This is a genomic window from Chromobacterium sp. LK1, from assembly GCF_001043555.1.
Lineage (GTDB): Bacteria > Pseudomonadota > Gammaproteobacteria > Burkholderiales > Chromobacteriaceae > Chromobacterium > Chromobacterium aquaticum.
Map to the genome: position 1 here is coordinate 1 of NZ_LDUI01000023.1, position 25,679 is coordinate 25,679.

The following is a 25,679-nucleotide window of genomic DNA, read 5'->3' on the forward strand; positions in this document are numbered from 1 at the left end:
CTGGTAGCGGCTGAAGCCGCCATCCGAGCCCAGGCTCTGCACCTTGGACACCACGCCGCAACGCAGGCTTTCCGCGCCGGCGGCATCGAGGATACCGAGGCGGGCCGGCAAGCCGAGCAGGGTCTTGAGTTCGATCGCGCCGTCCGGAGACAGACAGGTGAGCTGGTAGGCGTAGGGCCGGGACACGCCTTCCTCGCCAGCCAGGCTCAGCGGCAGCAGTTGCTCGGCCGCCACGCTGCCGTCGCCCAGGCTGAGGGTGAGCAGGCGCTGGTCTTGATTGAAGGCGGAGGCGAAGCTGGCGAGCAGGGTGCTGAGGTCCATGGGGCGCTGTCAGGCTGAGTCAGCCTTGTACCTTGTATACGTTGGAGGAGAGTTGCAGCGTGGCGTCGAAGGTGACCGGCGGCCGGTGCGGGTGCACTTTCAGCACCGCGTCGACGCGGAAGCGCAGGTGGCGCTCCATCTCGCGCGGCGCGTCCAGATTGACGCGCACGCGGGATAGCCGCGGCTCGTGCACTTCGATGGCGCGGCGCAGTTGTTCGCGCAAGAGTTCGCGGTCGTGCGGGTTGAGCAGGCTGATGCCGGACAGGTCCGGAATGCCGAAGCTCAGCATGCTGTCGTTGGCCAGCGGGTAGGCGTCGAACAGCTCTTGCACCGGCGCGAGCCGGGTGTTGAGCAGCGCTTCCAGATCCCGTGCCAGCGAGCGCTTGATCTGCGCCAGCTCGTAGAGCATGGTTTCGGCGCCATGGCTGTTGTCCGGCTGATCGTCCAACAGCCGGTCCAGAACCGATGGCAGCAGCTGGGCGTGGCGGCGGTTCATCGCTTACAGGCCGAAGATGCTTTGCATCTGGCTGGACAGCAGCCAGCGGTAGGCGACGAAGATGCCGGCGCCCACCACGGCCAGCAGCGCGAAGTACAGCCATAGCGGCAGTTCATGGCGCACAAAGGCCTGGAAGCGTTGCGGCAGTTGCCAGTTGGGCGCGAACTCGGCCTTGCCGCCGCGCACTTGCTGGATTTCCTGGCCCAGTTTGTGGGTCAGATAGCCCAGTTTTTCCTGGCCTTCCAGCAGGTATTTGCCCTGGAAGCCCAGCAGCAGGCAGGTATAGAACACTTCCAGCGGCTCGATATGGGTGGCCGGTTCCAGCCGCAGCTGTTCCAGGCGGTTGAAGAAGCCCTCGCCGGCCAGGTGCTCGCCAAACAGGCGCAGTTGCAGCGGCATGCGTTCCCATTCGTCGCGGATGTCGAATTCCGACGACAGGATGATTTCGTCCATCAAGGCGCAGAACGCGTACTTGGAGTGGTTGATGGCGTTCTGATCCTTGCCGAAGTTGCGCGCATTGCGCTCGTACTGGTTCAGGAATTGGTCGACGCGGCGGTTGAATTCCACCGCGCTGCTGGGGGCGTTGCCGTCCTTGAGCAGGAACAGCAGGTAGATGCCGTCTTCCAGCATTTCGCGCAGGGTGGGGGCCGCGGCGGCGGCCACGGCCAGCGGACGTTCTTGAGGGGTGGCGGCGGTTTGGTTCATGGCGGTCTCAGCGGAATACGGCGATCAGTTCAAGCGTCAGGTTGGAGAGCGTTTGCGGCATGTAGATGCAGATGCTGCGCGATTGCAGCATGCGGCTGAAGATTTCGCCGTGCGGCTCCAACGCGAAATAGTGGTTGCCCACCCGCACCGGAATGGCGGACGGGGTTTGCGCCGCGTGGCTGAGCGCCACGCCGCGCATGGCGGAGTTGAGGATTTTTTCCACGTCGTCCGGCGCGCCTATCTTCATCTTCAACGGCACGCTGTCGATGATCTGGCTGGCCGGCAGTTCGCTTTGCACCGACAGGTAGTAATCGACGTTTTCCAGCAGGCGGTCGCTTTCCAGCCGGCCGATGTAGAAGGACGGCTTGGGCGAGTGCAGCGGGATGATGGCGTAGCGCGAGGAAATCACGGTTTCCAGCAGTTCGCGGATTTGCGCGTCCAGCGCCGGCAGCACGGTGTGCAGGTCGTCGTGGCGGTAGGCCGGGATGTCGGACAGCGTGTAGTGGGTGGAGAAGGTCTGCAACTCGCCGCAGAATTCGGCCAGCGCCAGGTAGAGTTCTTCCGGATGCAGCGGGCTGGCCAGCGACAGGTGGCGCAGCTTGGCGAAGTTGCGGTTGACGGTGTGCAGCAGCCAGAAGGAGCTGATGTCGCTGGAGCTGTACTCCATCACGTTCTTGGCGCGTTCGCGCTGGCCGCCGGACAGCGCCTGGTTCTTCACCAGCAGGATGTCCAGCAGGCGGCGCAGCATGTGGCTGACTTCGCGCGAGCCTTCCACCGTCACCAGCGGCGGGATGAAGCCGCCGGCCAGGCTCCATTGGCCGGTGGCGTCCTTTTCCAGCCGGCACAGCGGGATGGCGTCGTAGCCATCGCGGTTTTCTTCCTCGATCATCAGCCGCACGTCCAGTTCCAGCGTGGACAGGTCGGCGTCCAGCGCCTGGGTGTAGAGGTCGGCCACTTCGACATTGGCGCTCTGGAAGCGGGTGGGGCGGGACATCGCCTCGCCGCTGCGGGTATTGCCGCCATAGGGCTGCATATGGGCGAGACAGGCGTAGAGCGTGGTCTTGATGCCGGCTTGCGGCAAGGTGTTCAGATCGCGCGACAAGGGCAGCGGCGCATTGACCGGCGCCTGGTACAGCGTGCCGTCGCGAAACAGGATGGACAAGGCGTCGATGCGGACGGTGCCGCCCTTCAGCGCCTGCTCATCCAGCGTGATCTGCTGCACGCCCCAGGCGTGGCGGTTGCTCAGTTGCTGCCGCGAGGAGAGGTGCTGCTCCAGCAAGAGGGCTTGCTGCTGAAAGTGCTGCGGGCGCAGGAACATGCCTTCGCCCCATAGCACTCGTTTGGCTTGTTGCATTACTGATACACCTTGTCTGGATTGCAATTTCAAATTCAATGGGCGCTGAAAATTCATCAGCGGGTTCGCCGGGCTTGGCCGCGGCGGCTGCGGGCGGCTTGCCCGGCAAGGCCAAATCCCGTCTGGGGCCGGGCGCAGCCGGTAATAACACCCTGTTCAAACTGTGTACACGATCGCTAAAATGCGCGACATTTTGCAGCAGCGCTTTGTCCTTGTCATGCAAAAGGCTTTGTTAATTTTCAGCGTCGCGCTCGATGGCCGGTGGCGCCTCAGTTCCGGCTGGCGGCGCAATCCACCTTGGGCGTGGAGGGCTGGCCGGGCATGGTCAAGGCCTTGGGCTTGATGGCTTCCAAGTGGCATTCCGCGGCGCGGAAGCTCAGATCCTTGCTACGGACGGTGTCTGCGTCATACAACAGGCGCCAGAAATTGGGGTCCGGACGGCGGAAGAAACCGACGACACCGATGAACTGTGCGTCTTTTTCAATGGTGACGTCATCCAGCGTCACTTTACCACCTGGCAAAAAGGTCAGTTCCTTGCTGCTGATCAGGCTATCGCCCAGGAGCTCGGATTCGGGTTTGCCGCTGGCCAGCGCTTCCATGGTCAGGCGGTTGAAGGCCTGCTGGTTTTTCAGCTGGTAGACATGCACCACCACGGACAGCGGTTTTCCTTTGGCGTCGCGGTTTAGCGTGGGGGTGCCCTCGGCCTTGATGTCTATGTTTTTGGTGCTGGAACAAGCGGTCAGAGTGGCTATGACAACGGCGGAAAACAAGACTGCTGCGCGTTGCCAATGGGGGCGTTTTTTCGTCATGACGGCGGTTCCTAACGATTGGATTTGTGACTATCTGCTATCGAAAGTATCCCAAATTTTTGGTTTAATTGGAATGCATGATAGCTGGCAATTTAATTTGCATATTGGCGTCAAAATCCGCGATTGGGTCGTTCAAGCTATTGATTTAAATTGTAATGTCATTTACTGTTTTGCGTCAAAATGCATTTTAACTATATCCTGCCAGTCCTTGTGTTTGGCATCGTCTCGCTGCTGTCGTGGCTGGGCTGGAAGTTCTTCTTGGGACAGCCCCGCATCTTGGAGGGAACGCGCTCTCCAAAGGCCGTCGCGCCGGTAGCGGACACGCCTGCGGCGGCTCCTGCGCTTTCGAATGAAAAGCGGGCATTGAGCGCCGCTTTTTTGCGTGTGTCGAGCGGAGCGCCGGGCGTGGCCGCCCGCTACTGGCGGGTGTGGCTGCCGGTGGTGTCCCTGCTGCTGGTGGCGTTGGCGGTGGCGATCACCCTGAAGCTGAACCGCTTCCACCGCAGCCCGGAGTTCGAGGCGGCCGAGTATGCCCAGGGCATCAGAATCAAACAAACGCTGCTGGAAGAAAAACTGGTGCCGCCGCCGCCGCTGCCGCCGGAAGCTTTTGTCAATGTCATCGCGGAGCGCCCCAGCCTGGGCCATGCCGACCGCGACTGGAGCAAGCTGAATCCGGAGTTCGTGCAGGTGGTGCTGCGGGTGATGGAAAAAATGAAGGCGCGGGGCTTTCCCATGGTGCTGCTGGAGGGCTACCGCAGCCCGGAACGCCAGGATTCTCTGGCCGGGCAGGCCACGCTGGTGACCAAGGCCAAGGGTGGCCAGAGCAAGCATCAATACGGCTTGGCTGTGGACCTGGCGCCGATCCGCGCGGGCAAGGTAGTGATTTCAGAACGTGACCCCTGGGCGATGCAGGCTTACACCGCGCTGGGGGAGGAAGCTGCTGCAGCCGGCCTGACATGGGGCGGTAACTGGAGCTTCAAGGACTTCGGGCATATTGAGAGGCCCGGCTCGCTCAAGTCCCTGCTCAAAAAATAACGGCTTACAAGAAGGTGGTGGGTGTTTATGAAAGGTTGGTTGCGTCACGCCAAAGTGGCTTCTGCAATCGGGTTCCTGATCCTGATCGCGTTGATCTGGTTCCTGGGCCCCTGGTTGGGCCTGGAGTCGCTGGAGGCCCGCTTGGGCTGGATCATCGGCGTCATGTTGTTCTGGGTGCTGACTCTGCTGGTGGGCCAGGTGCTGGCGCGCCGCGCCGGCGGCCTCTTGGAGCGCATGCTGCGCAAGCAGGCGGACGAGGCGGTGATCAACGCCAGTTCCGACAAGCGCGCCGAGGTTACCCTGTTGCGCCAGCGGTTGCTGGGCGCCATCGATACGCTGAAAAAATCCAAGCTGGGTTCCGCCAGCGGCAGCGCCGCGCTGTACGAGCTGCCGTGGTACATGATCATCGGCCACCCGGCGGCGGGTAAGAGTTCCGCCATCCTGCAATCCGGCCTCACCTTTCCGTTCAGCGACAAGAGCGGCATCCAGGGCGTGGGCGGCACCCGCAACTGCGACTGGTTCTTCTCCACCGAGGGCGTGCTGCTGGACACCGCCGGCCGTTACGCGACCCAGAGCGAGGACCGGGTGGAGTGGCTGGAATTCCTCAAGCTGCTGAAAAAGCACCGCGCCAAGGCGCCGGTGAACGGCATCCTGATCGCCATCAGCCTGCCGGAACTGGCGCAGCACAATAGCGAAGGCTTCACCCTGTACGCGCGCCAGATCCGCGAGCGCATCCACGAGGTGTGCAATACCTTCGGCCTGCTGGTGCCCATCTATCTGGTGTTCACCAAGCTGGACCTGTTGGGCGGTTTCGCCCAGTTCTTCCAGGAAGCCGACGACGAGGAACGCGCGCGGGTGTGGGGCGCGACTTTGAGCGCCGATCAAGGCGCCGGCTTCGACATCGCCACCGTCACCGGCCAGCAGTTTGAACTGCTGTACCGCGGCCTGGTGCAGGCCGGCGAGGAAAAGCTGATCCAGTATCGCGGCGACCAGATCAAGCCGGCCCATTTCGCCTTCCCCATCGAATTCCACGGCCTGAAAGAGGCGGTGGTCAAGTTCGTCAAGCTCTTGCACGAGGAAGACCCCTACCACGCGCGCCCGCTGCTGCGTGGCTTCTATTTCACCAGCGCGCTGCAAGAAGGCGTGCCGCGCATCGTCGCCGCCAACCGGGTGCAAGGCCAGTTCGACCTGAACAAGGGCGGTCAGGACATGAAGCAGGCGCCTGCGTCTTACAGCTTCTTCCTGCGCAATCTGTTCCGCGACGTGCTGTTCCAGGATCAACACCTGATTTCGCGCCAGACCAAGCCCAGCGGCAGCCGCTGGCGCTTGTTCGGCATGGCGGCCGGCGTGTTGTCGCTGGCGGCGCTGGCCAGCTTCTGGACCTGGTCCTTCATCGGCAACCAGCACCTGCTGGACGAGGTGAAGGCGGAACGCGCCCAGGCGCAGAAACTGGCCGCCAGCGGTCAGCTGTACGACAAGCTGCGCTCGCTGCAAATCCTGCAAAAGCGCCTGGAAGAACTGCAGGCCTATCGCAAGAACGGCGCGCCGTGGCAGATCGGTCTGGGCCTGTACCAGGGCAAGGAGCTGGAGCCGCAACTGCGCCGCGAGTATTTCGCCGGCCTGAAGGACGTGATGCTGCGCCCGGTGCAGCGCAATCTGGAAACCACGCTGGTGGCGCTGAAGCCCGAAGCGCCGGCCCCGGCGCCGGTGGTGAGCGAGCCGGCCAAGCCGGCGGTGGCGGCGCCCGCTCCGGCGCCGTTCAAACCCAAGCCCAAGAAGCACGCGCCGCGCGGAGGCCTGCCCAATATCAAGCTCAGCTTGCTGGATTGGCCGCAACGCGCCACCACGGCCAAGCTGGACGCGTCCGCGGCTCAAGGCGAAACCGCCGCGCCGCAGCGCAATCCGCAGCAGCTGGACGCCAGCTACAACGCGCTGAAAACCTATCTGATGCTGCATGAGCAGAAGCGCATGGACGAGGCGCACCTGATAGACCAGCTGCCGCGCTACTGGCGGCCGTATCTGGAAAGCCAGCGCGGGCAGTATTCGGTGGAAGAGGTGATGGCGGTGGCCGAAAAGCTGGTGGCCTTCTACGTCAGCCAGATCAAGGAAGCGGACCTGCCCTTGATCGACAACAACGCCAAGGTGGTGGGCGAAGCGCGCGATGTGCTGCGCGGCTCCTTCAAGCGCCTGTCCGCGCAGGAGCGCGTGTTCAACGAAATCAAGGCGCGCGCCAATACCCGTTTCTCGCCGCTGACCGTGGCGCGCATCCTGGACAACCGCGATCTGGACGTGATCGCCGGCAGCCAGATGGTGGAGGGCGCTTTCACCCGCGAAGCCTGGAACGGCTACGTCAAGGGCGCGATCGACGAAGCCAGCAAGGGCGAGATCCGCAGCGACGATTGGGTGCTGGCCTCGTCCACCCAGGACAATCTGGGCCGCGACGGCGACGTGGAGAAAAACCGCGCCACGCTGGAAACCCTGTATCGCACCCAGTACGCGGCGGCCTGGAAGAAATTCCTGATCGGCGTCACCACTCGCGACTTCACCAATCCGGCGCAGTCGGCGTCGGCGATGGCGCGGCTGTCCGACAAGCAAAGCTCGCCGATCAAGCTGGTGCTGGCGCGCGCGGCGATGGAAACCGCCTGGGACAACCCGTCCGAGCTGAACCGTTCGCTGGAAAACGCCAAGCAGTCGATGCTGGAAAAGACTGCTGAATTCCTCAAGGGCGGCAGCGCGCCGGCCCAGGCCGACAAGGGCAAGCTGTACGGCGAAGTGGGCCGTCAGTTCGCCGGCGTCGCGCAGCTGGTCAAGGGCGACAACCCGCCGATCAACGCCTATCTGGACCAACTGGCCAAGCTGAAGGCCAAGCTGGCGGCCATCTCCAGCACCGACGAGCCCGGCCCGCAGGCGCGCGCCGCGCTGCAGGCGACGCTTAGCGGCTCCGGCTCCGAACTGGGCGATACCGCCGCCTTCGTCGACAACAGCCTGCTCAGCCAGGTGTCGCCGGAAACCGGCGAAATGGTGCGACCGATGCTGGTGCGTCCACTGACCCAGTCCTACAACGCCTTGCTGGGCCCGGTGGCCAACGATATCAACCAGGCCTGGGCCAACGAGGTGCTGCCGCAGTGGAAGCAACTGGCCGGCAAATATCCGTTCGCCGATTCCAGCAACAGCGCCTCGGTGGCGGAGATCAGCCGCTTCGTCAAAGCCAATGACGGCACCCTGGACAAATTCATCAACAAATACCTGAGCGGCCTGGTGCAGAAGAAGGGCGACCAATTGGTGCCGCGCGCCTGGGGCAATATGGGGGTGAAGTTCAACCCCGCCTTCCTGTCCAGCGTCAGCAGCCTGTCCGCGCTGGCCAACACCCAGTTGCAGGATGGCGAGAACACCCGCTTTGAGTTGCAGCCGACGCCGACGCCTGGCCTGTCCGAAATCGTGTTCGAGGTGGACGGCCAAGAACTGCGCTACCGCAACGGCCCGCAGGCCTGGCAGCCGTTCACCTGGCCGGGCACTGGCCAGAACGCCGGCGCGCGCATCCAGGTGGTGTCCTACAGCGGCGCCAGCAGCGTGGTGGGCAACCAGCCGGGCCGCATGGGCCTGATGCGCTTGCTGTCCAGCGCCAAGGTCAGCCAGGACAGCCCGGACTCCGCCCAGCTCACCTGGAACCTGCGCAAGCCCGATGGCGACGCGCAAACGGTGAAATTCAATTTCCGCATGGTCGGTGGCGTCAACCCGCTGCAACTGACCAAGCTGTACAAGCTGACCTTGCCTGAGCGCGTGACGCTGTAAGGAGAGAGACGAGTCATGGCGTTCAATTTCAAGCGCGCTCAGGAAGCGCCCCCGCAGTTTTGCATTTTCGGCAAATTGCCGCGCCGCGGCGATTTTGTCCGCGTCAACGCCACCCATCCGGCGGCCACCCAGCTGGACCAACTGCTGGCCCAGAGCCTGCTGGGGCTGGAGAGCGGGCCGGAGGCGGTGGAGCGTTACCGCGCGACGCCGGCCACCAGCTTCGTGCTGCGCAGCCGCGATCAAATGTGGCTATCGTTGGGCGTGATGCAGCCCAGCCGCGACGAGAGCGGCCGCAACTATCCGCTGGTGGCGGCCTCCTTGCTGCCTTGCGACACCCCGCTGCCGCCGTTGTCGGTGCTGATGCTGGCCAATGAGCTGTTTTTCTCCGGCCTGAAGGAGCAGTTGAGCAGCGCCATCGACAACGCGGTGGAAATGCTGGCCTGCCGGCAGTTCCTTGAGGAGCAGTCGTGGTTCGGCTCCTCCTCCAGCGCCGACATCGAGCTGGCGCAGCAACTGCTGGAGCGGCATATGGCGATGACCCCGGCCAGCCGGCTGGCCGCGCTGCTGGCTCAACGCGGCCTGCCGGACCTGGAAACCGTGCTGCTGGCCTTCACCTTCCACCATCAGCTGCTGCGCAAGTTCAAGGGCAGCCTGTCGGCGCAGACCTACCTGCTGCCGCTGCCTGACAGCGACGGCGAAGACATGCTGGCCGCGGCCACCTGGCTGTCGTTGTACCAGGCCGCCACCACCGGCCAGGGCGGTCAGGCCGAGCAATGCCTGCTGATGCGGCGGCCGGAAGGGCGTTTCCTGGCCTTGCTGCCAGGTGAACTGAACGAGCAAATCGTGGCGCAGTGTTGGGGTGGGCAACTGGACGCGCGTTTCGTGGTCGACGTGGCCGAACCGCAGGCGCCATGGCGCAACCACCAGGCTTATGCCGAGGCGGCCTATATCCTGGGGCGGCGGCTGAACGATCCGTCCATTTCGGTGGCTCAGTTGAGCGATGTGGCTTCCAGCCTGTCGCGCAGCGTGGCCTGAGTATTGGCGTAACACCGGAGCCGCCGGCAATGGCTGGGCGCTGGCGGCGCCAGAGCTTTGTGAACTTGAGAGAGAACCATCATGGCCAAAGAAAGCACACAGAAAAAACTGTCGCGGGTACGCCCGCCGCGCGTGCAGATCACCTACGACGTTGAAATCGGCGACGCCATCGAAACCAAGGAACTGCCCTTCGTGCTGGGCGTGCTGGGGGATTACTCCGGCCACAGCAAGGAGCCGCTGCCCAAGATGAAGGAGCGCAAGTTCGTCCAGATCGACCGCGACAACTTCGACGAAGTGCTGAAAGGCATGGCGCCGCGGCTGACCATCAAGGTGGACAACAAGCTGAAGGAAGACGGCAGCCAGTTGGCGATGGAACTGAATTTCAACGAGCTGGCCGACTTCGAGCCGCAGAACGTGGTGGACCAGGTCGAGCCGCTGAAACAGCTGCTGGACGCGCGCAAGCGCCTGGCCGATCTGCGCAACAAGATGGCGGGCAACGACAAGCTGGAAGAATTGTTGGATGAAGTGGTGCGCGATACCGAAAAGCTGAAGCAAATCAGCCAGGCCGCGCATCCGGACAAAGCAGGGGAGTAATAGATGAGCGCAGAACAACAACTCGAGGCCGGCGCGGCCGCAGCACCGGCGGCGTCCGGCAGCCTGCTCGATTCCATCATCGAGCAAAGCCGCGTTGCCACCAATGACAGCGAGAAGGGCCATACCCGCGATCTGATCGGCGAACTGGTCGACCAAGTGCTGGAAGGCAGCGTCAGCGTATCGCGCGACCTCTCCGCCAGCATTGACGCGCGCATCGCCGAGATCGACGCGCTGATCTCCTCGCAGTTGAACGAGATCATGCACCAGCAGGATTTCCAGAAACTGGAAGCCTCCTGGCGCGGCCTCAAATACCTGGTGATGGAATCCGAAACCAGCACCATGCTCAAGATCAAGGTGCTCAACGCCTCCAAGAAAGACCTGGTCAAGGACTTCAAGGCGGCGCCGGAGTTCGACCAGAGCGCGCTGTTCAAGAAAATCTACGAAGAAGAATACGGCACCTTCGGCGGCGCGCCTTACGCCGGCCTAGTGGGCGATTACGAATTCACCCGCCACCCGGAAGACTTCTACCTGCTGGACGAGTTGTCCCACGTCGCCGCCTCCGCGCACGCGCCGCTGATCACTTCCGCCTCCTCCGGCCTGTTCGGCCTGGAGAGCTTCACCGATATCGGCAAGCCGCGCGACCTGGCCAAGATCTTCGACACCGTCGAATACGCTAAGTGGAAATCCTTCCGTGAATCGGAAGACTCCCGCTACGTTGGCCTGGTCCTGCCGCACGTGTTGGGCCGCCTGCCCTACGGTCGCGACAATGTGCCGGTGGAGGAATTCGACTTTGAAGAAAACGTGGACGGCAGCACCCACGAAAAATACCTGTGGACCAACGCCGCCTACGCCTACGCCGCGCGGCTGACCTCGGCTTTCGCCCAGTACGGCTGGCTGGCCGCCATCCGCGGCGTGGAGGGCGGCGGCCTGGTGGAAGGCCTGCCGGCCCATACCTTCAAGACCGACGACGGCGAAGTGGCGCTCAAGTGCCCGACCGAAGTGGCGATCACCGACCGCACCGAAAAACTGCTGTCCGATCTGGGCTTCATCTCGCTGGTGCACTGCAAGAACACCGACTACGCGGCCTTCTTCGGCGGCCAGTCGGTGCAAAAGGCCAAGACCTACAACACCGATTCGGCCAACGCCAACGCGCGCCTGTCCACTCAGCTGCCCTACATCTTCGCGGTGTCGCGCATCGCGCATTACATGAAATCCATCATGCGCGACAAGATCGGCAGCTTCGCCTCGCGCCAGAACGTGCAGGACTTCCTGAATACCTGGTTGGCGCAGTACGTGCTGCTGGACGACTCCGCCAGCCAGGAAGCCAAGGCCAAATACCCGCTGCGCGAAGCCCGCGTCGACGTGGTGGAAGTGCCGGGCAAGCCGGGCGTTTACCGCGCCGCCGCCTTCCTGCGGCCGCATTTCCAGCTGGATGAATTGACCATTTCCCTGCGTCTGGTCGCGGAGCTGCCGCAACCGGCGGGTTAACGCTGGAGAGCCCGGTGCCGCGCGCTCCCGCAGGGCGCGCGGCCTTGGGCATCCTTTGCAATAGGAGGGCGAACCCTCCGATTTTTGACCTTTGTTTAAGGAGAAGTAAATGGCTTTTGATGCATTCCTGAAAATTGATGGCATTCCTGGCGAGAGCAGCGACGAGAAGCACGCGGACTGGATCGAGATCCAATCCTTTGCCCACAAGCTGGAACAGCCGGCTCAAGCGACCGCCAGCTCCGCCGGCGGCGCTACCGCCGAGCGCGTGAACCACGCTGCGTACGAAATCACCCACTTCCTGGACAAGGCTAGCCCGAAGATTTACGAAGCCTGCTGCAAGGGCCAGCACATCAAGGAAATCACCATCGAACTGTGCCGTGCCGGTGGCGATAAGGTGAAGTACATGGAGATCAAGATGGAGCAAGTCCTGATCGCCAAGGTTGAGCCGCACGGTTCCGCCAACGACAACGGCTTCCCGAGCGAAAAGGTGAGCTTCACTTACGGCAAGATCAAGTGGACCTACACCCAGCAGAAACGCGCTGACGGCGCCGGCGGCGGTAACGTCAGCTCCGGTTGGGACCTGACCGCCAACAAGGCGATCGCTTAATCTCCAGCCTTGCTGGAACGCAAACCCGCCTGTGACCCAGGCGGGTTTTAGGCATCCGGGAAGCCGCCGCGCGCCGGCCTGGCGCAGCGGTTTCCGGGAAGCCCTTTGCCCATGTTTACAGTCAATTCGGGAAGTAATGCTATGAAACGTTTGCTGATGGTCGCCGCGCTTGCGTGCTTGGCGCTCGCGGGCTGCAAGACCAATCCTAACGCTCAACAAGCCTCCAAGGACCCCGCCGTGATCAAGGCGGCGGAAGAGAAGGCCGCGCTGGACAAGGCCGTGGCCGCCAATATGGCCATAGACCCCAACCTGATCCCGTTTGAAAAAATGAGCCCCAAGCTGTCCCCGGTGGGCGAGGCCCAGCTGCAACTGCTGCTGCCCAAGCTTAAAACCGCCAAATCCATTCTGGTGCGCGGCCACTGCTATCGCGGCGACATCGGCAACGCCCGCGCCGCCGCTCAGACCCGCGCCATCGCGGTCAAGCAAGTCCTGACCGACGCCGGCATCCCGGCCGGCAAGATCAGCGTGCGTTACGACACCGAGCGCCAATTGCACGCGGTGCGCATCGTCGCCAACTAATTACTCCTGCTCAAGCCGCGGCCGTTTGCTCGGCGCGGCTTGACGCATTGCGCAGTCGATTTGATTTGACCTTGAGTTAAACGCCATGGACCTCAGCACCCTGCTCGCCAGCTTCGCCTCCGCCTTCAACCAAGACCAGCGCCTGCTCACCCTCAGCCTGGGCGATGGCAGCGTGGCGGCCGAGCAACTGCTGCCGCTGAGCCTGGCTGGCGAGGAAGGCGTGTCGCGGCCCTACGCCTACCAGCTGACCTGTCTGTCTCCGGACGGCGCGATCGAACTCAAGACCCTGCTCGGCCTGCCGGCCCGCCTCGGTATCCTCGATGCCGCCGGCGCGGAAAGCCTGCGTTGCGGCGTGGTGTCCAAGGTGCAGAGCCTGGGCTCGGACGGCGGCTTCAGCCGCTACCAGCTGACCATCGAGCCGCCGTTCGCACTGTTGCGGCATCGCGTTAGCTCGCGGGTGTTCCAGGACTTGTCGGTGCCGGACATCGTCAAGCAGATCCTGGCCGAGCACCAGCAAGCCAACCCGGTATTCGCGCGGGTGCAGATGCTGGAGTTCAAGACCGGCCCGGCGTCGCCGCGCAGCTACTGCCTGCAATACCGAGAATCCGATTACGACTTCATCGTGCGGCTGTTGCACGAAGAAGGTTATGCCTGGCGTTTCGATCATGTCGATGGCGACACCCCCCAGGTGCAACTGGTCGCCTTCGACGACCCCTATAGCCTGCCGCCGGCCAGCGTGGAACGGGTGCGCTTCCACCGCAGCGACGCCACCGAGGCCGAAGACGGCCTGACCGAGTGGAACGCCCAGCGCCAGATCGTGCCCGGTGCGGTGGCCTTGGCCAGCTTCGATTACCAGCCGGTGCAGACCCAGCACAGCGGCGACGACAGCCGCATCGACCAGGGCCAGAACGGCAAGGCCTTGCAATCGTCCTTGCACGACTACGACCCGCAATCGCTGTACTACGCCGGCGACGCCGATCAGCTCAGCCACTACGCCCAGCTGCGCCAGCAAGCGCATGACCTCAAGGCCAAGCAATTCAGCGGCGGCGGCTCGGTGCGCGGCCTGGCCGCCGGCCAGTGGTTCCGCCTGGACGACCATCCGGCCCACGACGGCGACAGCAGCGAACAGCGCGAATTCGTGGTCACTCGCCAGACTTTAAGCGCGCGCAACAACCTGCCGGCCGACCTCAAAGCCTTCCAAGGTGGCAAGGAAGCCCAACCCTTCCGCGCCGACTTCGACGCCCAACGCCGCGGCGTGCCGCTGACCCCGGCCTACGCCCATACCGAACTGGCCAAGCCCAAGTCCCGCGGCGTGCAAACCGCGACCGTGGTCGGCCCCCAGGGTGAAGAAGTCCACACCGACCAGCACGGCCGCATCAAGGTGCAATTCCACTGGCAGCGGCCGGACGAACACCCCAGCATCGGCGCCAATCTGGACGATAAATCCTCCTGCTGGCTGCGCGTGGTCATGCCCAGCGCCGGCGCCGGCTGGGGCCACCAATTCATCCCGCGCATCGGCCAGGAAGTCTTGGTCGACTTCATCGAAGGCGATATCGACCGCCCGGTGATTACCGGCGTGCTCTACAACGGCAGCCACCCCACCCCGGACTTCAGCGGCGCTGGCGCGCTGCCAGCCAACAAGACCCTGTCCGGCATCAAATCCAAGGAACACCAGGGCGGCCAGTACAACGAACTCTTGTTCGACGACACCCCGGGCGAAGTCAGAGCTAAGCTCAGTTCCGAACCCGGCAAGACCCAACTCAACCAGGGTTTCCTGACCCAGCCACGCAGCAACGGCAAGGCCGAACCGCGCGGCGACGGCTTCGAACTGCGCACCGACAATCACGGCGCGATCCGCGCCGGCCACGGCCTGCTGCTGTCCACCGAAGCGCAGAACGGCGCGTCCGGTAAACAACTGGCGCGCGAACAAGCGCAAAGCCAGCTCGATGCAGCCCTGGCCCTGAGCCAGAGCCTGGGCGACACCGCCAGCGGCCAGCAGGCGGACACCATGGAAACCGGGCCGGAAGAAATCGGCCCAGACAACGCCAAGGCCGCCAAGAAGACCGAAGGCCATCTGCAACACCAGGCCGCGGCCTTGAAAGCCTGGGAAGCCGGCAGCAACACCGACAAGGACGGCAAGACCGCCAAGGACCAAGCCGGTCAACAACCGCTGATTATTCTGTCCGCCCCGGCCGGCATCGCCAGCCTGAGCCAGCAAAGCCAGACCGTGGCCGCCGGCACCAATCTGGACCTGGTGGCGCAGCGCGACAGCAATCAAACCAGCGGCCGGCGCTGGATTCACAATGTGGGCCAGCACATCAGCCTGTTCGTCGCCGGGGTCAAGGATCAGATCGCGTTGAAGCTGATCGCGGCCAAGGGCAAGGTGCAGGTTCAAGCACAGAGCGACAATATCGAAGTGACCGGCGACCAGGACGTCAAGATCACCGCCATCAAGGGCCAGCAGCTGTGGAATGGCAAGAAGGAGATTCTGCTGACCAGCGGCGGCGCTTATGTGCGGATCAAGGACGGCAAGATCGAGCTGCACGCGCCGGGCACCGTCAGCTTCAAGGGCGGGCGCCACGATTGGAGCGGGCCGGCCAGCATGAGTCCGCCGTTCCCCTTGTTTCCCAAGGAAGTCTGCGTGGAGTGTTTGCTGCGCAGCGCCAAGGCCGGCTCCGCCTTCAGCCAGGTACAGCGATGAAATACATTCATTCTTTCGATTGGGCGGAGCTGGAGCGGCGTTTGGCTGCCGTGGCGGAGATGCCGGAGCACAACAGTTATCTGCTGCTGGACGGCGCGCAGAACCCGGATCTATTGCGGCGGCTGCGCGCCAGCGGGCTGCCCTGGCTCAGCGTGTTCACCCAGAGCGACGACGGCGGCAAGGAGCTGATGGCGGCCTCGCCCCTGCTGGCGCAGTTCGACCCGGCCTTCCCCGAGCCGCTGCGGCGCTTGCTGACGTTTTGCGACGGCATGCCGATGCTCAGCGTGTGGCTCAGCCCGGAAAGCCTGTCCGAACTCGCGCAGCGTCTACTGCCGTGGTGCGTGGTGAAAGCCGACGACCTGCATTTCAATCTGCGCTACCCGGATACCCGCCGCTTGCCTGACATCGTGGCGGTGCAGGACGCGGAACAGCGCGGGCAATTCTTCGGTCCGGCCAGCTTGTGCCTGCTGCCAGCGCGCGCGGGCGGCTGGCATAGCCTGCCGTTGCCGACGCGCGCATTGCCGCCGGCGGACAAGGTGGTGTTGGACCAAGCCCAGACCCTGGCCTTGATCCGCGCTGGCGAAGCGGATGAAACCTTGTACCAGATGCATTTTCACCGCTACATCACCCCCGAGGTGCTGGCGGATTGTTACCCGGCGGTGGAGCGGGCCTTGTCGCAGGCGGACCTGGAAGGACAGGAAGAGCCGGATCAACGCTTCGAGCGCTGCATGGACGCGCTGCGGGCGCCGGCCTGATTTCGATAGCAAAAGGAGATGCTGATGGCTGGTAAGTTTCTGCAAGGCGGCGCGCTGCTGCTGGCCCTGCTTTGTCCCGCGCTGGCCCAGGCCGACGACTGGCTGGGCCGTTACGCGCTGCTGCCCAATGAACGGATGCAGCAAGTGTACGACGACAACGGCGAACCCGCCGCGCTGCTGACCGTGGTCAAGCTGGGCAAGGACTACGGCCTGGTGTCGGCTCAACTGGGCTGGAGCGAGCCGGTGCCGGCCAAGTTGGAAACCAGCGGCCAGGCCTTGCGCGACTGGCTGGGCGGAGACGCCAAGGGCGTGAAGTCGCAAGCGCTGGTCGCCGAGGGCATGGCCTTGCTCCGTCTGCCCAAGGGCAGCGTGCTGGAAGCGGGCAATGGCCGCCGCCATCAGCTGCGCGGCGAGTATCTGTTTCTGATGCCGGCGGCGGGCATGGACCTGGAGCTGGAGAAGAAACCGGCCACGCCATGATCGGCTACCTTGCCCCGTGCCTCCGCCTGGTCGCCGGCCTGTTGCTGACCGCCGCGCTGAGCGGCTGCGCGGCGCTGGGATCGGACAAGACCGGCGTGTCGCTGACCGCGGTCAATTACACCGACGAGGATTACGACGTGGTGGGCATTACCCGCGCCGACGATCCGGAACAACTGGAGGCGATGGAGCGGGTGGCGGCCTATGCGGGTAGCGGCACCATGTGCTGCGTGTCCTTGCCGACGCAATGGCGTCCGGGGCTGAAGGTGGTGGTGAAGACGCGGCTGGGGACCAAGGCCAAGACCTATCAGGAATGGGCGTACGAAAAGATCCCGCTGCGGACGCATGAGCTGGATGTACCGCGCTACGAGGAGCCGGCAACGCTGTGGGTGCAGATTCTGGACAGCGGCAAGCTGGCGGCGGTGGTCAGCCGCTATGATCCGCCCCATGCGAATTGGCCGGGGGCGGTGAAGGGGTGGCCTAGGCCAAGTGCTGCGTATCAAAATAAAAAATTGATTTTGGAGTTGAATCGCGAGAAAGAATTATTGACTGTAATGGAGAATGCATCAAAAAAACCTGGATTAAGTGTTGAGCAGAAAAAAAATATGGATTGGGCCATTTCGGATATTAAAAAAAGCATACTAAAGCTTGAGAATAGGCTGAAGTGAGAAAGCTTACGGGCATTCTTAATGTGAGTTCGAACCATGAGGATGGTTCTCAGGGTATTGGTAGATGGTTTTTACCCTTTTTCATTATCTTGCTTCTGAGCGGCTGCGCGGCGCTGGGGCCGGCCAAGACTGGCGTGTCGCTGACCGCGGTCAATTACACCGACGAGGATTACGACGTGGTGGGCATTGCCCGCGCCGATGATCCGGAGCAACTGGAGGCGATGGAGCGGGTGGCGGCCTATGCGGGTAGCGGCGCCATGTGCTGCGTGTCCTTGCCGACGCATTGGCGTCCGGGGCTGAAGGTGGTGGTGAAGACCCGGCTGGGGACCAAGGCCAAGACCTATCAGGAATGGGGGCACGAAAAGATTCCGCTGCAGACGCATGAGCTGGAAGTGCCGCGCTATGAGGAACCGGCAACGCTATGGGTGCAGATTCTGGACGGCGGCAAGCTGGCGGCGGTGGTCAGCCGCTATGATCCGCCCCATGCGAATTGGCCGGGAGAGGTGAAGGGATGGCCTAGGCCTTCGGCAGAATACCGGAGAAAGATCTGGTTACGCGATATGAATATATTGCAGGGGGATTTAAAAAAACTCGAGAAGGGTGCAGCAGAAAATCCAGATAAGGCGGCTCGTTTCAAAGACACGATCAATGATTTGAGATTGGACATTGAAATTATGGAGCGGCATAAACCATGACTGATATGAACAATATGATGGCAATTGTAGGGCTTGCCAGGAGAGTTTTATTGGTCTTGTTCGCATTGTTCCTGAGCGGCTGCGTGGCGCTGGGGCCGGGCAAGACCGGCGTGTTGCTGACCGCGGTCAATTACACCGACGAGGATTACGACGTGGTGGGCATTGCCCGCGCCGACGATCCGGAACAACTGGAGGCGATGGAGCGGGTGGCGGCCTATGCGGGTAGCGGCACCATGTGCTGCGTGTCCTTGCCGACGCAATGGCGTCCGGGGCTGAAGGTGGTGGTGAAGACGCGGCTGGGGACCAAGGCCAAGACCTATCAGGAATGGGCGTACGAAAAGATCCCGCTGCGGACGCATGAGCTGGATGTACCGCGCTACGAGGAGCCGGCAACGCTGTGGGTGCAGATTCTGGACAGCGGCAAGCTGGCGGCGGTGGTCAGCCGCTATGATCCGCCCCATGCGAATTGGCCGGGAGAGGTGAAGGGATGGCCGAGAGCCTCGATAGAGCATCGTCGTAAGTTGTGGGATAGGGATAATCTATTACTTCAAAAGCAGCTAGCGAAAATGGTTAATGCGAAGGATCGTGAGACAGATTACAAGGAAAAGGAAAGCTATCAAAAAGCGATTAACTCAGTTTTATTTGAGTTGAAGTTACTGGGCACTAGGCCATGAAAAGTTTGGCATCTTTCAATATGTCCGGTTTGTAGTGGAAGTCTGGGCATGGAGAGAATGATATGAGTTTTCTAGGCCGGGCTTTATTGGTTCTCGTCGTGCTGGCCTCCAGCGGCTGCGCGGCGATGGGATCGGACAAGATCGGCGTGTCGCTGAGCGCGGTCAATTACACCGATGAGGATTACGACGTGGTGGGCATTGCCCGCGCCGATGATCCGGAACAACTGGAGGCGATGGAGCGGGTGGCGGCCTATGCGGGCAGCGGCACCATGTGCTGCGTGTCCTTGCCGACGCAATGGCGTCCGGGGCTGAAGGTGGTGGTGAAGACGCGGCTGGGGACCAAGGCCAAGACCTATCAGGAATGGGCGCACGAAAAGATTCCGCTGCAGATGCATGAGCTGGATGTACCGCGCTATGAGGAGCCGGCAACGCTGTGGGTGCAGATTCTGGACGGCGGCAAGCTGGCGGCGGTGGTCAGCCGCTATGATCCGCCCCATGCGAATTGGCCGGGAGCGGTGAAGGGCTGGCCTAGGCCTTCTCTAGAATATCGAAGAATGAGATGGGATAGGGATTCCGCAGAATATTTGCGAAGAGCTAAACGATTTGAAGACGCCGCGAGACAGAATCCTAGAGAAGAGGTGGAGTTTACCGAGGCGGCAAAATGGGCAAAAGAGCAAGTGAAGCTTATGGGGTCAAGACCATGATATTTCATTGCGTTTATGGTTCTTGGGGCTTCGTGGGTAGTCGAAGGGGAGATCATATGGTTTTTCTCCATATTCGCTAGGATTGCCATTGCAATATGATTCTGTTTTGAGTTTTTTTGAAGGGCTATGCGTTGTATTCGCGGCATGTGCATGGAGAGGATGATATGAGTTTGCTAGGCCGGGTTTTATTGGTTCTCGTCGTGCTGGCCTCCAGCGGCTGCGCGGCGATGGGATCGGGCAAGATCGGCGTGTCGCTGACCGCGGTCAATTACACCGATGAGGATTACGACGTGGTGGGCATTGCCCGCGCCGACGATCCGGAGCAACTGGAGGCGATGGAGCGGGTGGCGGCCTATGCGGGCAGCGGCGCCATGTGCTGCGTGTCCTTGCCGACGCAATGGCGTCCAGGGCTGAAGGTGGTGGTGAAGACGCGGCTGGGGACCAAGGCCAAGACCTATCAGGAATGGGCGCACGAAAAGATTCCGCTGCGGACGCATGAGCTGGAAGTGCCTCGCTATGAGGAACCGGCAACGCTGTGGGTGCAGATTCTGGACGGCGGCAAGCTGGCGGCGGTGGTCAGCCGCTACGATCCGCCCAATGCGAATTGGCCGGGGGTGGTGAGGGGCTGGCCTAGGCCTTCGCTTGAATTTCGGCAGAAGGTATGGGATCGAGAAATGAAATTGCTGCAAGGTGATTTAGCAGATTTCCAGCTTGAAGTTAAAAAAGGTAAAAATCCAAATTTATATCAAGATGCAATAGAGGTTGTTACAAGAAAGATAAAGCTATTGGGAGCTAGGCCATGACTCAACTGTGCGAGCTGATTCCATCCTCTATGGCAGACCCATGTGATTTAAGAACTTTTTTTTCAACTGAAGATCGAGCAAAGTTACAACTGTTTGATAAGAGGGAACTCCCCCCCATCAAAAACCCAGCCGCCAGTTGCGACGGCAATTTGTTCTTTGGCTTCTTCTTTGACGGCACGCGCAATAATTACAATCTGTGCCAGGACAACGACGGCTTTTCCAACGTCGCCCGCCTGTATGATTGTTACCCCGGCCTTGGCGTCAAGGGCGTGATCTCGAATGATCCGAAGTGGGCGGACGTGGAGCAGGACTACCCGCATTTTTTCAAGGTCTATGTGCCGGGGGTGGGCACGCCCTTCTCCAGCGTGAAGGACAGCGGCAAGGGCAGCGACGCGTCTATGGGCGCGGCGATGGCCTTGTATGGTCACGAACGCATCGTCTGGGGCCTGATGCAGGCCGTCAACAATGTGCACCGCTATTTCAAGGACAGCGTCCTGGTGTCGGACGAGAAAATACGAACGCTGAGCAAGCGGATGGTGGTGACCGGCTGGAACCTGAAAAACGGCGGCTGGATCAGCGAGCGTGATATGCGCACTGGCCGGCGGAGCACCTTCGACGAGCTGCGCATGGTCTTGCAAGACTTGCAGAAGGCGATCAAGCCCTATCTGCCCGGCCCGGACGACAAAGTGGCCTGCATGGACAAGGGCCGCATCAGCGGCATTTACCTATCGGTGTTTGGTTTCTCGCGCGGGGCGACCAAGGCGCGCTCGTTCAGCAACTGGATGCAGCGCATGTGCGAGCTGGATGCCGAGATGACCGGCAACAGCGGCCAGAAAACCCTGGGCGGCATCCCGGTGCATTTCGACTTTCTGGGCCTGTTCGACACCGTGGCCTCGGTGGGCCTGGCGTCCTCCACGCTGTTGTTCGACGGTCACGCGGAATGGGCCGACGCCGAGCAGTCGCTGCGGGTGCCCATGGGCATGCGTTGCGTGCACCTGGTTTCCGCGCATGAGATCCGCCGCAGCTTTCCGCTGGATTCCATCGAGACCCAGGGCGGCCTGCCGGGCAATGCCGAGGAGATCATGTTTCCCGGTGTGCATTCCGATGTCGGCGGCGGTTATTTGCCTCTGGAGCAGGGGCGCGGCAAGGACCCCAAGGGTTCGGACAAGCTGTCGCGCATCGCCTTGGCGGTGATGTATCGCAAGGCGCGGCTGGCCGGGGTGCCGCTGAAGGCGGAGAAGATGCCGGCGGCGGTGCAGTACCGGATGCTGGTGGACCCGAAATTGATCACGGCCTTCAATGATTTCCTCGCCGCCATACCGCGCAAGGAAGGCAAGTACAAGGACTTGTTGCGCGATATGTATTGGCCTTACATCGCTTGGCGGCTGACTTGGGCGGACAAGCTGGATCATGCCTCGCTGACCCAGCATTTCCCTAATCTGAAGGGCATCAACAACGGTGACGTCAACGATCTGGTGGGTGGCAATCAGAAGATGGCCGAGCATCTGGAATACTTCCGGCGTTGGATGCGCGAGGAGAAGGTGCAGATGGGACGGGGCGCGACGCGGAATTACTACCCGCCCACCTGGGACCCGAAAGTGGTCAAGGATTGGGCGGAATTGAAGGAAATCTGGCCGGAATTGGAAAAGGGCGAGGGCGGCAAATACTTGCCGGCGGCGGCCAGCCGCTTGTTTACCGACTATGTGCATGATTCCTACGCCTGGTTCCGTCTGACCGGCAAGGAAACGCCGGAAATCCAGGCGGAGCTGAGGAAGATGAGCAGCCGCAATCAGGAGTCCCTGACCGAGGAGGAAAAGGGCTGGGTCAAGCTCTACGAGGAGTCCGGCAGCATGCAACAAGTGCCGGTGCGGGTGACCACGGGGCAGGAGCCTTTCCTGGTGGGCGCCGGCTACCTGCGCTACCGCAAGGTCTATGCCGGCGCCGACAATGTGCTGTTGACCCGTTTGCGCAACCGCGACGCGCAACAGCCTGATGTGATGATGGCGTGATCCTGTGAGCGCGCGGCTGAGCTGAATAGGGGCTAGGAGCAATAGTTGGGCGCGGCTGTGTTGAATATTTGGATAAAAGCGATGGGAAATGGGATGCGGGAGGAAAGAGTGGTCCGTAGGTCTGGCAAAACCGTACATAGAGTTTGCGCCGCTTTGCTTTTGGGCTGCCTGTGCGCGCCGGCGCAGGCCGCCGCGCCGGACAAGGCGGCCGGCACCTATGTGCCGGCCGACGAGGACTGGTTGCCCAGCAGCCTGGTTCTGCTGCCTTCTGGCCAGTTTGAATGGTTCATCAAGGGCAGCGGCGCGCGCACGGTGCGCGGCGATTGGACGCGCGGGCGGGGACGGATCGTTCTGCGCGCGGCGGCAGGCGGCGAAGCGCCGGCCTACCGGCAATTGCCCTATGCCTCCGGCCGCTTCATGGCCGCGGACCGCTACGACGAGGCGATGATGACGGTGGCGGTGCTGGCGGCCGGCCGCATGGGCGTGGCGGGAACGGAGGCCCTGCTGGAGGACGATCAGGGCCGGCAAGTGGAGGCCGAGGCCACCCGGACGCCGGGCTATCTGATCGCCTGGCAGCCTAAGGCATGGGGAGCGTGGCGCAAGGTGGGCCTGCGCCTGGCCGGATCCGGGCAAGCTTGGCAGTGGTTCGAGGTGGACGCCGCTGGCAGGACGGAGCGGGCGGCCGGTTTCGAGCTGAGCAACGCCGACGCGGTGCAGCCCCTGTTCCGCCAGGCGGAGCTGGAGATCCAGGCGGACGGCGGTTTGACGATGCCCAAGCCGGCCCCTGAGATTCCGGTGCGCTCCGTGTTGCGCTACCGCAAATTGGACCGTCCGCTGACGGCGGCGCAATTGGCCGGGCATTACCGGATGGAGAGCCGGACGGAGTCCGAGCTGGCTTTGCAGGCCGACGGTCAGGCTTCCTGGTCCTTGTTGGCCAGCCGCGCTTATTATCTGGAGGGCCGTTGGCGGGTGAGCAACGGCCTGGTGACGGTGGAGGCGCAATTGCCGGCTCAGGCGCCCAAGTACCGCCTGATGTCGGATGCGGAAATGAATGTGCGTCAGCCGGCCACGGCGAGGCAATTGATCGCCATCGTCGGCCAGCCGCGCGTGGGCGGGGCGGCCGGCATCGAGGTCCGCTTCGAGGCGGCGGGCAAAACGCTGGGACAGGCGGTCAGCAACGCCAGCGGCGATGCGATCCTGGATTGGGACGGCAAGGCCGACGACTGGACCCGCGTGGCCTTGCGGCGTCAGGGCAGCGCCGACGCCTGGACCTGGCTGGAGGTGCCGGCCGCGCGCCGGGCGGACCGCTTGCTGGCCATCGCCGTCGACGACCTGGGGCTGAGCCGGCCGGCGATTCCCTCCTTGATCTTCGGCCTGGGCGAGGATGGCGGCCTGCTGTTGCGCGAGCCGTTGAGCTTTGGCCTGGAGAAGTATTTCAAAACCAAGAAATAGCGGTTTTGCGCCGGGGCCAGCCCGCCGGCGCGGCCGGATAACAATGATGTCACGTGTGCCTTAATGCTTGAATCCTTATTGCCGTATTACGAGCGCGAACTCGGACACCTGCGCCAGCTGTCCGGCGAGTTCGCGCGCCGCTATCCCAAGATCGCCGGCCGCCTGCAAATGGAAGGCGACCAGTGCGAGGACCCGCATACCGAGCGGATGATAGAGTCCTTCGCCTTCCTGGCCGCGCGCATCCACAAGAAGCTGGACGACGAATACCCGGAGGTGGCCACCAGCTTCCTCAATGTGCTGTATCCGCACTATCTGCAGCCGATTCCATCCGCCACCATCGTGCAGTTCGAGTGCGATCCGCAACGGCCGGAAATCGCCAAGCGCTACCGGGTGGAGCGCGGCCAGCCGGTGCACGCGCCGGCGATGCAGGGCGTGGTGTGCAAATTCCGCAGCGCCTATCCGGTGGACCTGTATCCGCTGTCGCTGACCGAGGCCAAGCTGGAACTGACCAGCGGCTCGCCCTATCTGCGCCAGCTGGCGCCGGAGGCTGCGGCGGTGCTGACGCTGGAGTTCCACACCCATGGCGGCCTGGCGCTCAACGCCATCGGCCTGCAATCGCTGCGTTTCTTCCTGGACGGCGAGCCGGCGCTGATGCATCTGTTATATGAGATGCTGCTGTCCAATGTGCAGAGTGTCAGCGTGGGCGATGGCAGCGAGGACCCGGCGCGCACCCGCAAGCTGCCGGCGGCCAGCCTGAAGGCGGTGGGCTTCGGCCGCGACGAGGGGCTGCTGGATTACGACGAGCGCTCCTTCATGGGCTACCGGCTGCTGACCGAATACTTCTGCTATCCGGACAAATTCCTGTTCGTCGATCTGCTGCAGCTGGACAAGGCGGTGGCGCGGCTGGATGGCGACAAGCTGGTGCTGCGCCTGCTATTGGACCAATACCCGGACAGCGAGCGCCACAACCGCCTGCAAACCCAGTTGCAGGCCCAGCACATGAAGCTGGGCTGCACCCCCATCGTCAATCTGTTCACCCAGCCGGGCGAACCGATACGCGTCACCCACCAGAAAGCCAGCTATCCGGTGCTGGTGGACGGGCGCAAGCAGCAGGCTTACGAGGCGATCCAGATCAAGCGCGTGGTGCGGGTGGAAAAATCCGGCGACGGCGAGAGCAGCGAGGAAGTGCCGCCGTTCTACGCGATACGCCATGGCAGCGAAAAGAAAACGCCGCGCTTTTACTGGCACGCCAGCCGTGAACGCTCGCCGCGCCAGGGCGACAAGGGCACGGATCTGGAACTGCACCTGGCGGACCTGGAGTTCAACGCCGTGCGTCCGGCCACCGAGGTGCTGAGCCTGGAACTGCTGTGCAGCAACCGCGACCTGCCGGAACAGATTCCGTTTGGCGGCAGCCAGTCCACCCAGCGCACCGACTTCTCCCTGCCCGGCCATTCCGTGGTCAAGCGCGTGCGCCTGCTGCGCAAGCCCAGCGCCAGCCAGCGCAGCCCGCTGGGGCGCGCGGTGCAATGGCGCCTGGTGTCGCATCTGTCGCTGAACTACATGTCCATCGTCGATTCCGGCTGCGCCGCGCTGCAGGAAATGCTGGCGCTGTACAACCTGACCGATTCCCCGGTCAATGTGCGCCAGATCCAGGGCGTGGTGGGAATCGAAAGCCAGCCGGCGGTGACTCGGGTGTCCGGCCGCGATTTCAGCGGCTTCGTGCGCGGCAGCGAAATCCGCCTGACGCTGGACCCGGATTACTACGTGGGCGGCAGCGTCTACCTGTTCGCCGCGGTGCTGGAGCGTTTCTTCGCGCTCTACTGCGCGCCCAACAGTTTTACCCGGCTGCGGGTGCATGCGGTGCAGCAGGACGAGGCGCTGGCTTCATGGCCGGCCCGCGCCGGCGAGGCCTTGGTGATTTGAGGA

Annotated in this window: 23 protein-coding genes; 18 read left to right on the forward strand and 5 right to left on the reverse strand. The window is 62.8% G+C overall.

Going from position 1 to position 25,679, the window contains the following annotated elements:
- The 5 genes from VI26_RS10895 to tssJ all read right to left on the reverse strand — a co-directional run.
- The coding region (locus VI26_RS10895; RefSeq protein ID WP_048409777.1) for a contractile injection system protein, VgrG/Pvc8 family at positions 1 to 321 on the reverse strand (321 nt) is incomplete at its 3' end.
- A gap of 19 nt (positions 322 to 340) precedes the next feature.
- Positions 341 to 817 carry a type VI secretion system baseplate subunit TssE gene (gene tssE / locus VI26_RS10900; protein ID WP_048409778.1) on the reverse strand — a complete coding sequence of 159 codons (477 nt, stop codon included), beginning with the start codon at positions 815 to 817 and terminating at the stop codon, positions 341 to 343.
- A 3-nt stretch (positions 818 to 820) separates the two neighbouring features.
- Positions 821 to 1,522 (reverse strand): type IVB secretion system protein IcmH/DotU, encoded by a 702-nt coding sequence (gene icmH / locus VI26_RS10905; RefSeq protein ID WP_048409779.1) that lies wholly within the window; start codon positions 1,520 to 1,522, stop codon positions 821 to 823.
- Between the two features lie 7 nt (positions 1,523 to 1,529).
- Positions 1,530 to 2,876, reverse strand: coding sequence for a type VI secretion system baseplate subunit TssK (gene tssK, locus VI26_RS10910; RefSeq protein WP_048409780.1), 1,347 nt, complete (start codon positions 2,874 to 2,876; stop codon positions 1,530 to 1,532).
- A gap of 269 nt (positions 2,877 to 3,145) precedes the next feature.
- A complete protein-coding gene (gene tssJ / locus VI26_RS10915; protein WP_048409781.1) occupies positions 3,146 to 3,685 on the reverse strand; it encodes a type VI secretion system lipoprotein TssJ in 540 nt (179 codons plus the stop codon).
- Between the two features lie 180 nt (positions 3,686 to 3,865).
- On the opposite strand from tssJ, the gene VI26_RS23850 reads away from it, so the two are divergent.
- From VI26_RS23850 to tssF, 18 genes are all read left to right on the forward strand, one after another.
- Complete coding sequence (locus VI26_RS23850) at positions 3,866 to 4,720, forward strand: M15 family metallopeptidase (protein WP_082151008.1); 855 nt, start codon at positions 3,866 to 3,868, stop codon at positions 4,718 to 4,720.
- A gap of 27 nt (positions 4,721 to 4,747) precedes the next feature.
- On the forward strand, positions 4,748 to 8,512 hold the full coding sequence (gene tssM / locus VI26_RS10925) for a type VI secretion system membrane subunit TssM (protein WP_048409782.1): 3,765 nt from the start codon (positions 4,748 to 4,750) through the stop codon (positions 8,510 to 8,512).
- A gap of 15 nt (positions 8,513 to 8,527) precedes the next feature.
- Positions 8,528 to 9,547, forward strand: a complete 1,020-nt coding sequence (gene tagF, locus VI26_RS10930; RefSeq protein WP_048409783.1) for a type VI secretion system-associated protein TagF — start codon at positions 8,528 to 8,530, stop codon at positions 9,545 to 9,547.
- 81 nt (positions 9,548 to 9,628) lie between these two features.
- Positions 9,629 to 10,141 carry a type VI secretion system contractile sheath small subunit gene (gene tssB / locus VI26_RS10935; RefSeq protein ID WP_048409784.1) on the forward strand — a complete coding sequence of 171 codons (513 nt, stop codon included), beginning with the start codon at positions 9,629 to 9,631 and terminating at the stop codon, positions 10,139 to 10,141.
- A gap of 3 nt (positions 10,142 to 10,144) precedes the next feature.
- Entirely contained in the window at positions 10,145 to 11,629 is a 1,485-nt protein-coding gene (gene tssC, locus VI26_RS10940) for a type VI secretion system contractile sheath large subunit (protein WP_048409785.1), read from the forward strand.
- A gap of 109 nt (positions 11,630 to 11,738) precedes the next feature.
- Positions 11,739 to 12,236: a type VI secretion system tube protein Hcp gene (locus tag VI26_RS10945; RefSeq protein WP_048409786.1), complete on the forward strand. Its 498-nt coding sequence runs from the start codon at positions 11,739 to 11,741 to the stop codon at positions 12,234 to 12,236.
- Between the two features lie 141 nt (positions 12,237 to 12,377).
- On the forward strand, positions 12,378 to 12,815 hold the full coding sequence (locus VI26_RS10950) for an OmpA family protein (RefSeq protein ID WP_197081438.1): 438 nt from the start codon (positions 12,378 to 12,380) through the stop codon (positions 12,813 to 12,815).
- Positions 12,816 to 12,900: 85 nt separating this feature from the next.
- Positions 12,901 to 15,516, forward strand: coding sequence for a type VI secretion system Vgr family protein (locus VI26_RS10955; protein ID WP_048409787.1), 2,616 nt, complete (start codon positions 12,901 to 12,903; stop codon positions 15,514 to 15,516).
- Positions 15,513 to 16,271 (forward strand): DUF4123 domain-containing protein, encoded by a 759-nt coding sequence (locus tag VI26_RS10960; RefSeq protein WP_048409788.1) that lies wholly within the window; start codon positions 15,513 to 15,515, stop codon positions 16,269 to 16,271. Before VI26_RS10955 ends, VI26_RS10960 begins: the two co-directional genes overlap by 4 nt.
- Before the next feature lie 24 nt (positions 16,272 to 16,295).
- Positions 16,296 to 16,751 (forward strand): hypothetical protein, encoded by a 456-nt coding sequence (locus VI26_RS10965; protein WP_156183843.1) that lies wholly within the window; start codon positions 16,296 to 16,298, stop codon positions 16,749 to 16,751.
- A complete protein-coding gene (locus tag VI26_RS10970; protein WP_048409790.1) occupies positions 16,748 to 17,416 on the forward strand; it encodes a DUF3304 domain-containing protein in 669 nt (222 codons plus the stop codon). The genes VI26_RS10965 and VI26_RS10970 overlap by 4 nt, the downstream gene beginning before the upstream one ends.
- Positions 17,413 to 18,111 carry a DUF3304 domain-containing protein gene (locus VI26_RS10975; protein ID WP_048409791.1) on the forward strand — a complete coding sequence of 233 codons (699 nt, stop codon included), beginning with the start codon at positions 17,413 to 17,415 and terminating at the stop codon, positions 18,109 to 18,111. The genes VI26_RS10970 and VI26_RS10975 overlap by 4 nt, the downstream gene beginning before the upstream one ends.
- The gene (locus VI26_RS10980) at positions 18,108 to 18,785 is read left to right on the forward strand and encodes a DUF3304 domain-containing protein (RefSeq protein WP_048409792.1); all 678 of its coding nucleotides are present in this window, start codon (positions 18,108 to 18,110) and stop codon (positions 18,783 to 18,785) included. Before VI26_RS10975 ends, VI26_RS10980 begins: the two co-directional genes overlap by 4 nt.
- Positions 18,786 to 18,847: 62 nt before the next feature.
- Positions 18,848 to 19,489, forward strand: a complete 642-nt coding sequence (locus VI26_RS10985) for a DUF3304 domain-containing protein (protein WP_048409793.1) — start codon at positions 18,848 to 18,850, stop codon at positions 19,487 to 19,489.
- 164 nt (positions 19,490 to 19,653) lie between these two features.
- Complete coding sequence (locus tag VI26_RS10990) at positions 19,654 to 20,292, forward strand: DUF3304 domain-containing protein (RefSeq protein WP_048409794.1); 639 nt, start codon at positions 19,654 to 19,656, stop codon at positions 20,290 to 20,292.
- Positions 20,293 to 20,441: 149 nt separating this feature from the next.
- Positions 20,442 to 22,301, forward strand: a complete 1,860-nt coding sequence (locus VI26_RS10995; protein ID WP_231581001.1) for a DUF2235 domain-containing protein — start codon at positions 20,442 to 20,444, stop codon at positions 22,299 to 22,301.
- A gap of 153 nt (positions 22,302 to 22,454) precedes the next feature.
- Positions 22,455 to 23,753, forward strand: coding sequence for a hypothetical protein (locus VI26_RS11000; protein WP_156183844.1), 1,299 nt, complete (start codon positions 22,455 to 22,457; stop codon positions 23,751 to 23,753).
- A gap of 63 nt (positions 23,754 to 23,816) precedes the next feature.
- Positions 23,817 to 25,676, forward strand: coding sequence for a type VI secretion system baseplate subunit TssF (gene tssF, locus VI26_RS11005; protein WP_048409796.1), 1,860 nt, complete (start codon positions 23,817 to 23,819; stop codon positions 25,674 to 25,676).
- The last annotated feature ends 3 nt before the right edge of the window (positions 25,677 to 25,679 follow it).

Excerpts from the sequence above, each read along its gene's own strand:
- tssE (WP_048409778.1), bottom strand. The coding sequence starts at position 817 with ATGAACCGCCGCCACGCCCAGCTGCTGCCATCGGTTCTGGACCGGCTG.
- icmH (WP_048409779.1), bottom strand. The coding sequence starts at position 1,522 with ATGAACCAAACCGCCGCCACCCCTCAAGAACGTCCGCTGGCCGTGGCC.
- tssK (WP_048409780.1), bottom strand. The coding sequence starts at position 2,876 with ATGCAACAAGCCAAACGAGTGCTATGGGGCGAAGGCATGTTCCTGCGC.
- tssJ (WP_048409781.1), bottom strand. The coding sequence starts at position 3,685 with ATGACGAAAAAACGCCCCCATTGGCAACGCGCAGCAGTCTTGTTTTCC.
- VI26_RS23850 (WP_082151008.1), top strand. The coding sequence starts at position 3,866 with ATGCATTTTAACTATATCCTGCCAGTCCTTGTGTTTGGCATCGTCTCG.
- tssM (WP_048409782.1), top strand. The coding sequence starts at position 4,748 with ATGAAAGGTTGGTTGCGTCACGCCAAAGTGGCTTCTGCAATCGGGTTC.
- tagF (WP_048409783.1), top strand. The coding sequence starts at position 8,528 with ATGGCGTTCAATTTCAAGCGCGCTCAGGAAGCGCCCCCGCAGTTTTGC.
- tssB (WP_048409784.1), top strand. The coding sequence starts at position 9,629 with ATGGCCAAAGAAAGCACACAGAAAAAACTGTCGCGGGTACGCCCGCCG.
- tssC (WP_048409785.1), top strand. The coding sequence starts at position 10,145 with ATGAGCGCAGAACAACAACTCGAGGCCGGCGCGGCCGCAGCACCGGCG.
- VI26_RS10945 (WP_048409786.1), top strand. The coding sequence starts at position 11,739 with ATGGCTTTTGATGCATTCCTGAAAATTGATGGCATTCCTGGCGAGAGC.
- VI26_RS10950 (WP_197081438.1), top strand. The coding sequence starts at position 12,378 with ATGAAACGTTTGCTGATGGTCGCCGCGCTTGCGTGCTTGGCGCTCGCG.
- VI26_RS10955 (WP_048409787.1), top strand. The coding sequence starts at position 12,901 with ATGGACCTCAGCACCCTGCTCGCCAGCTTCGCCTCCGCCTTCAACCAA.
- VI26_RS10960 (WP_048409788.1), top strand. The coding sequence starts at position 15,513 with ATGAAATACATTCATTCTTTCGATTGGGCGGAGCTGGAGCGGCGTTTG.
- VI26_RS10965 (WP_156183843.1), top strand. The coding sequence starts at position 16,296 with ATGGCTGGTAAGTTTCTGCAAGGCGGCGCGCTGCTGCTGGCCCTGCTT.
- VI26_RS10970 (WP_048409790.1), top strand. The coding sequence starts at position 16,748 with ATGATCGGCTACCTTGCCCCGTGCCTCCGCCTGGTCGCCGGCCTGTTG.
- VI26_RS10980 (WP_048409792.1), top strand. The coding sequence starts at position 18,108 with ATGACTGATATGAACAATATGATGGCAATTGTAGGGCTTGCCAGGAGA.
- VI26_RS10985 (WP_048409793.1), top strand. The coding sequence starts at position 18,848 with ATGAGTTTTCTAGGCCGGGCTTTATTGGTTCTCGTCGTGCTGGCCTCC.
- VI26_RS10990 (WP_048409794.1), top strand. The coding sequence starts at position 19,654 with ATGAGTTTGCTAGGCCGGGTTTTATTGGTTCTCGTCGTGCTGGCCTCC.
- tssF (WP_048409796.1), top strand. The coding sequence starts at position 23,817 with ATGCTTGAATCCTTATTGCCGTATTACGAGCGCGAACTCGGACACCTG.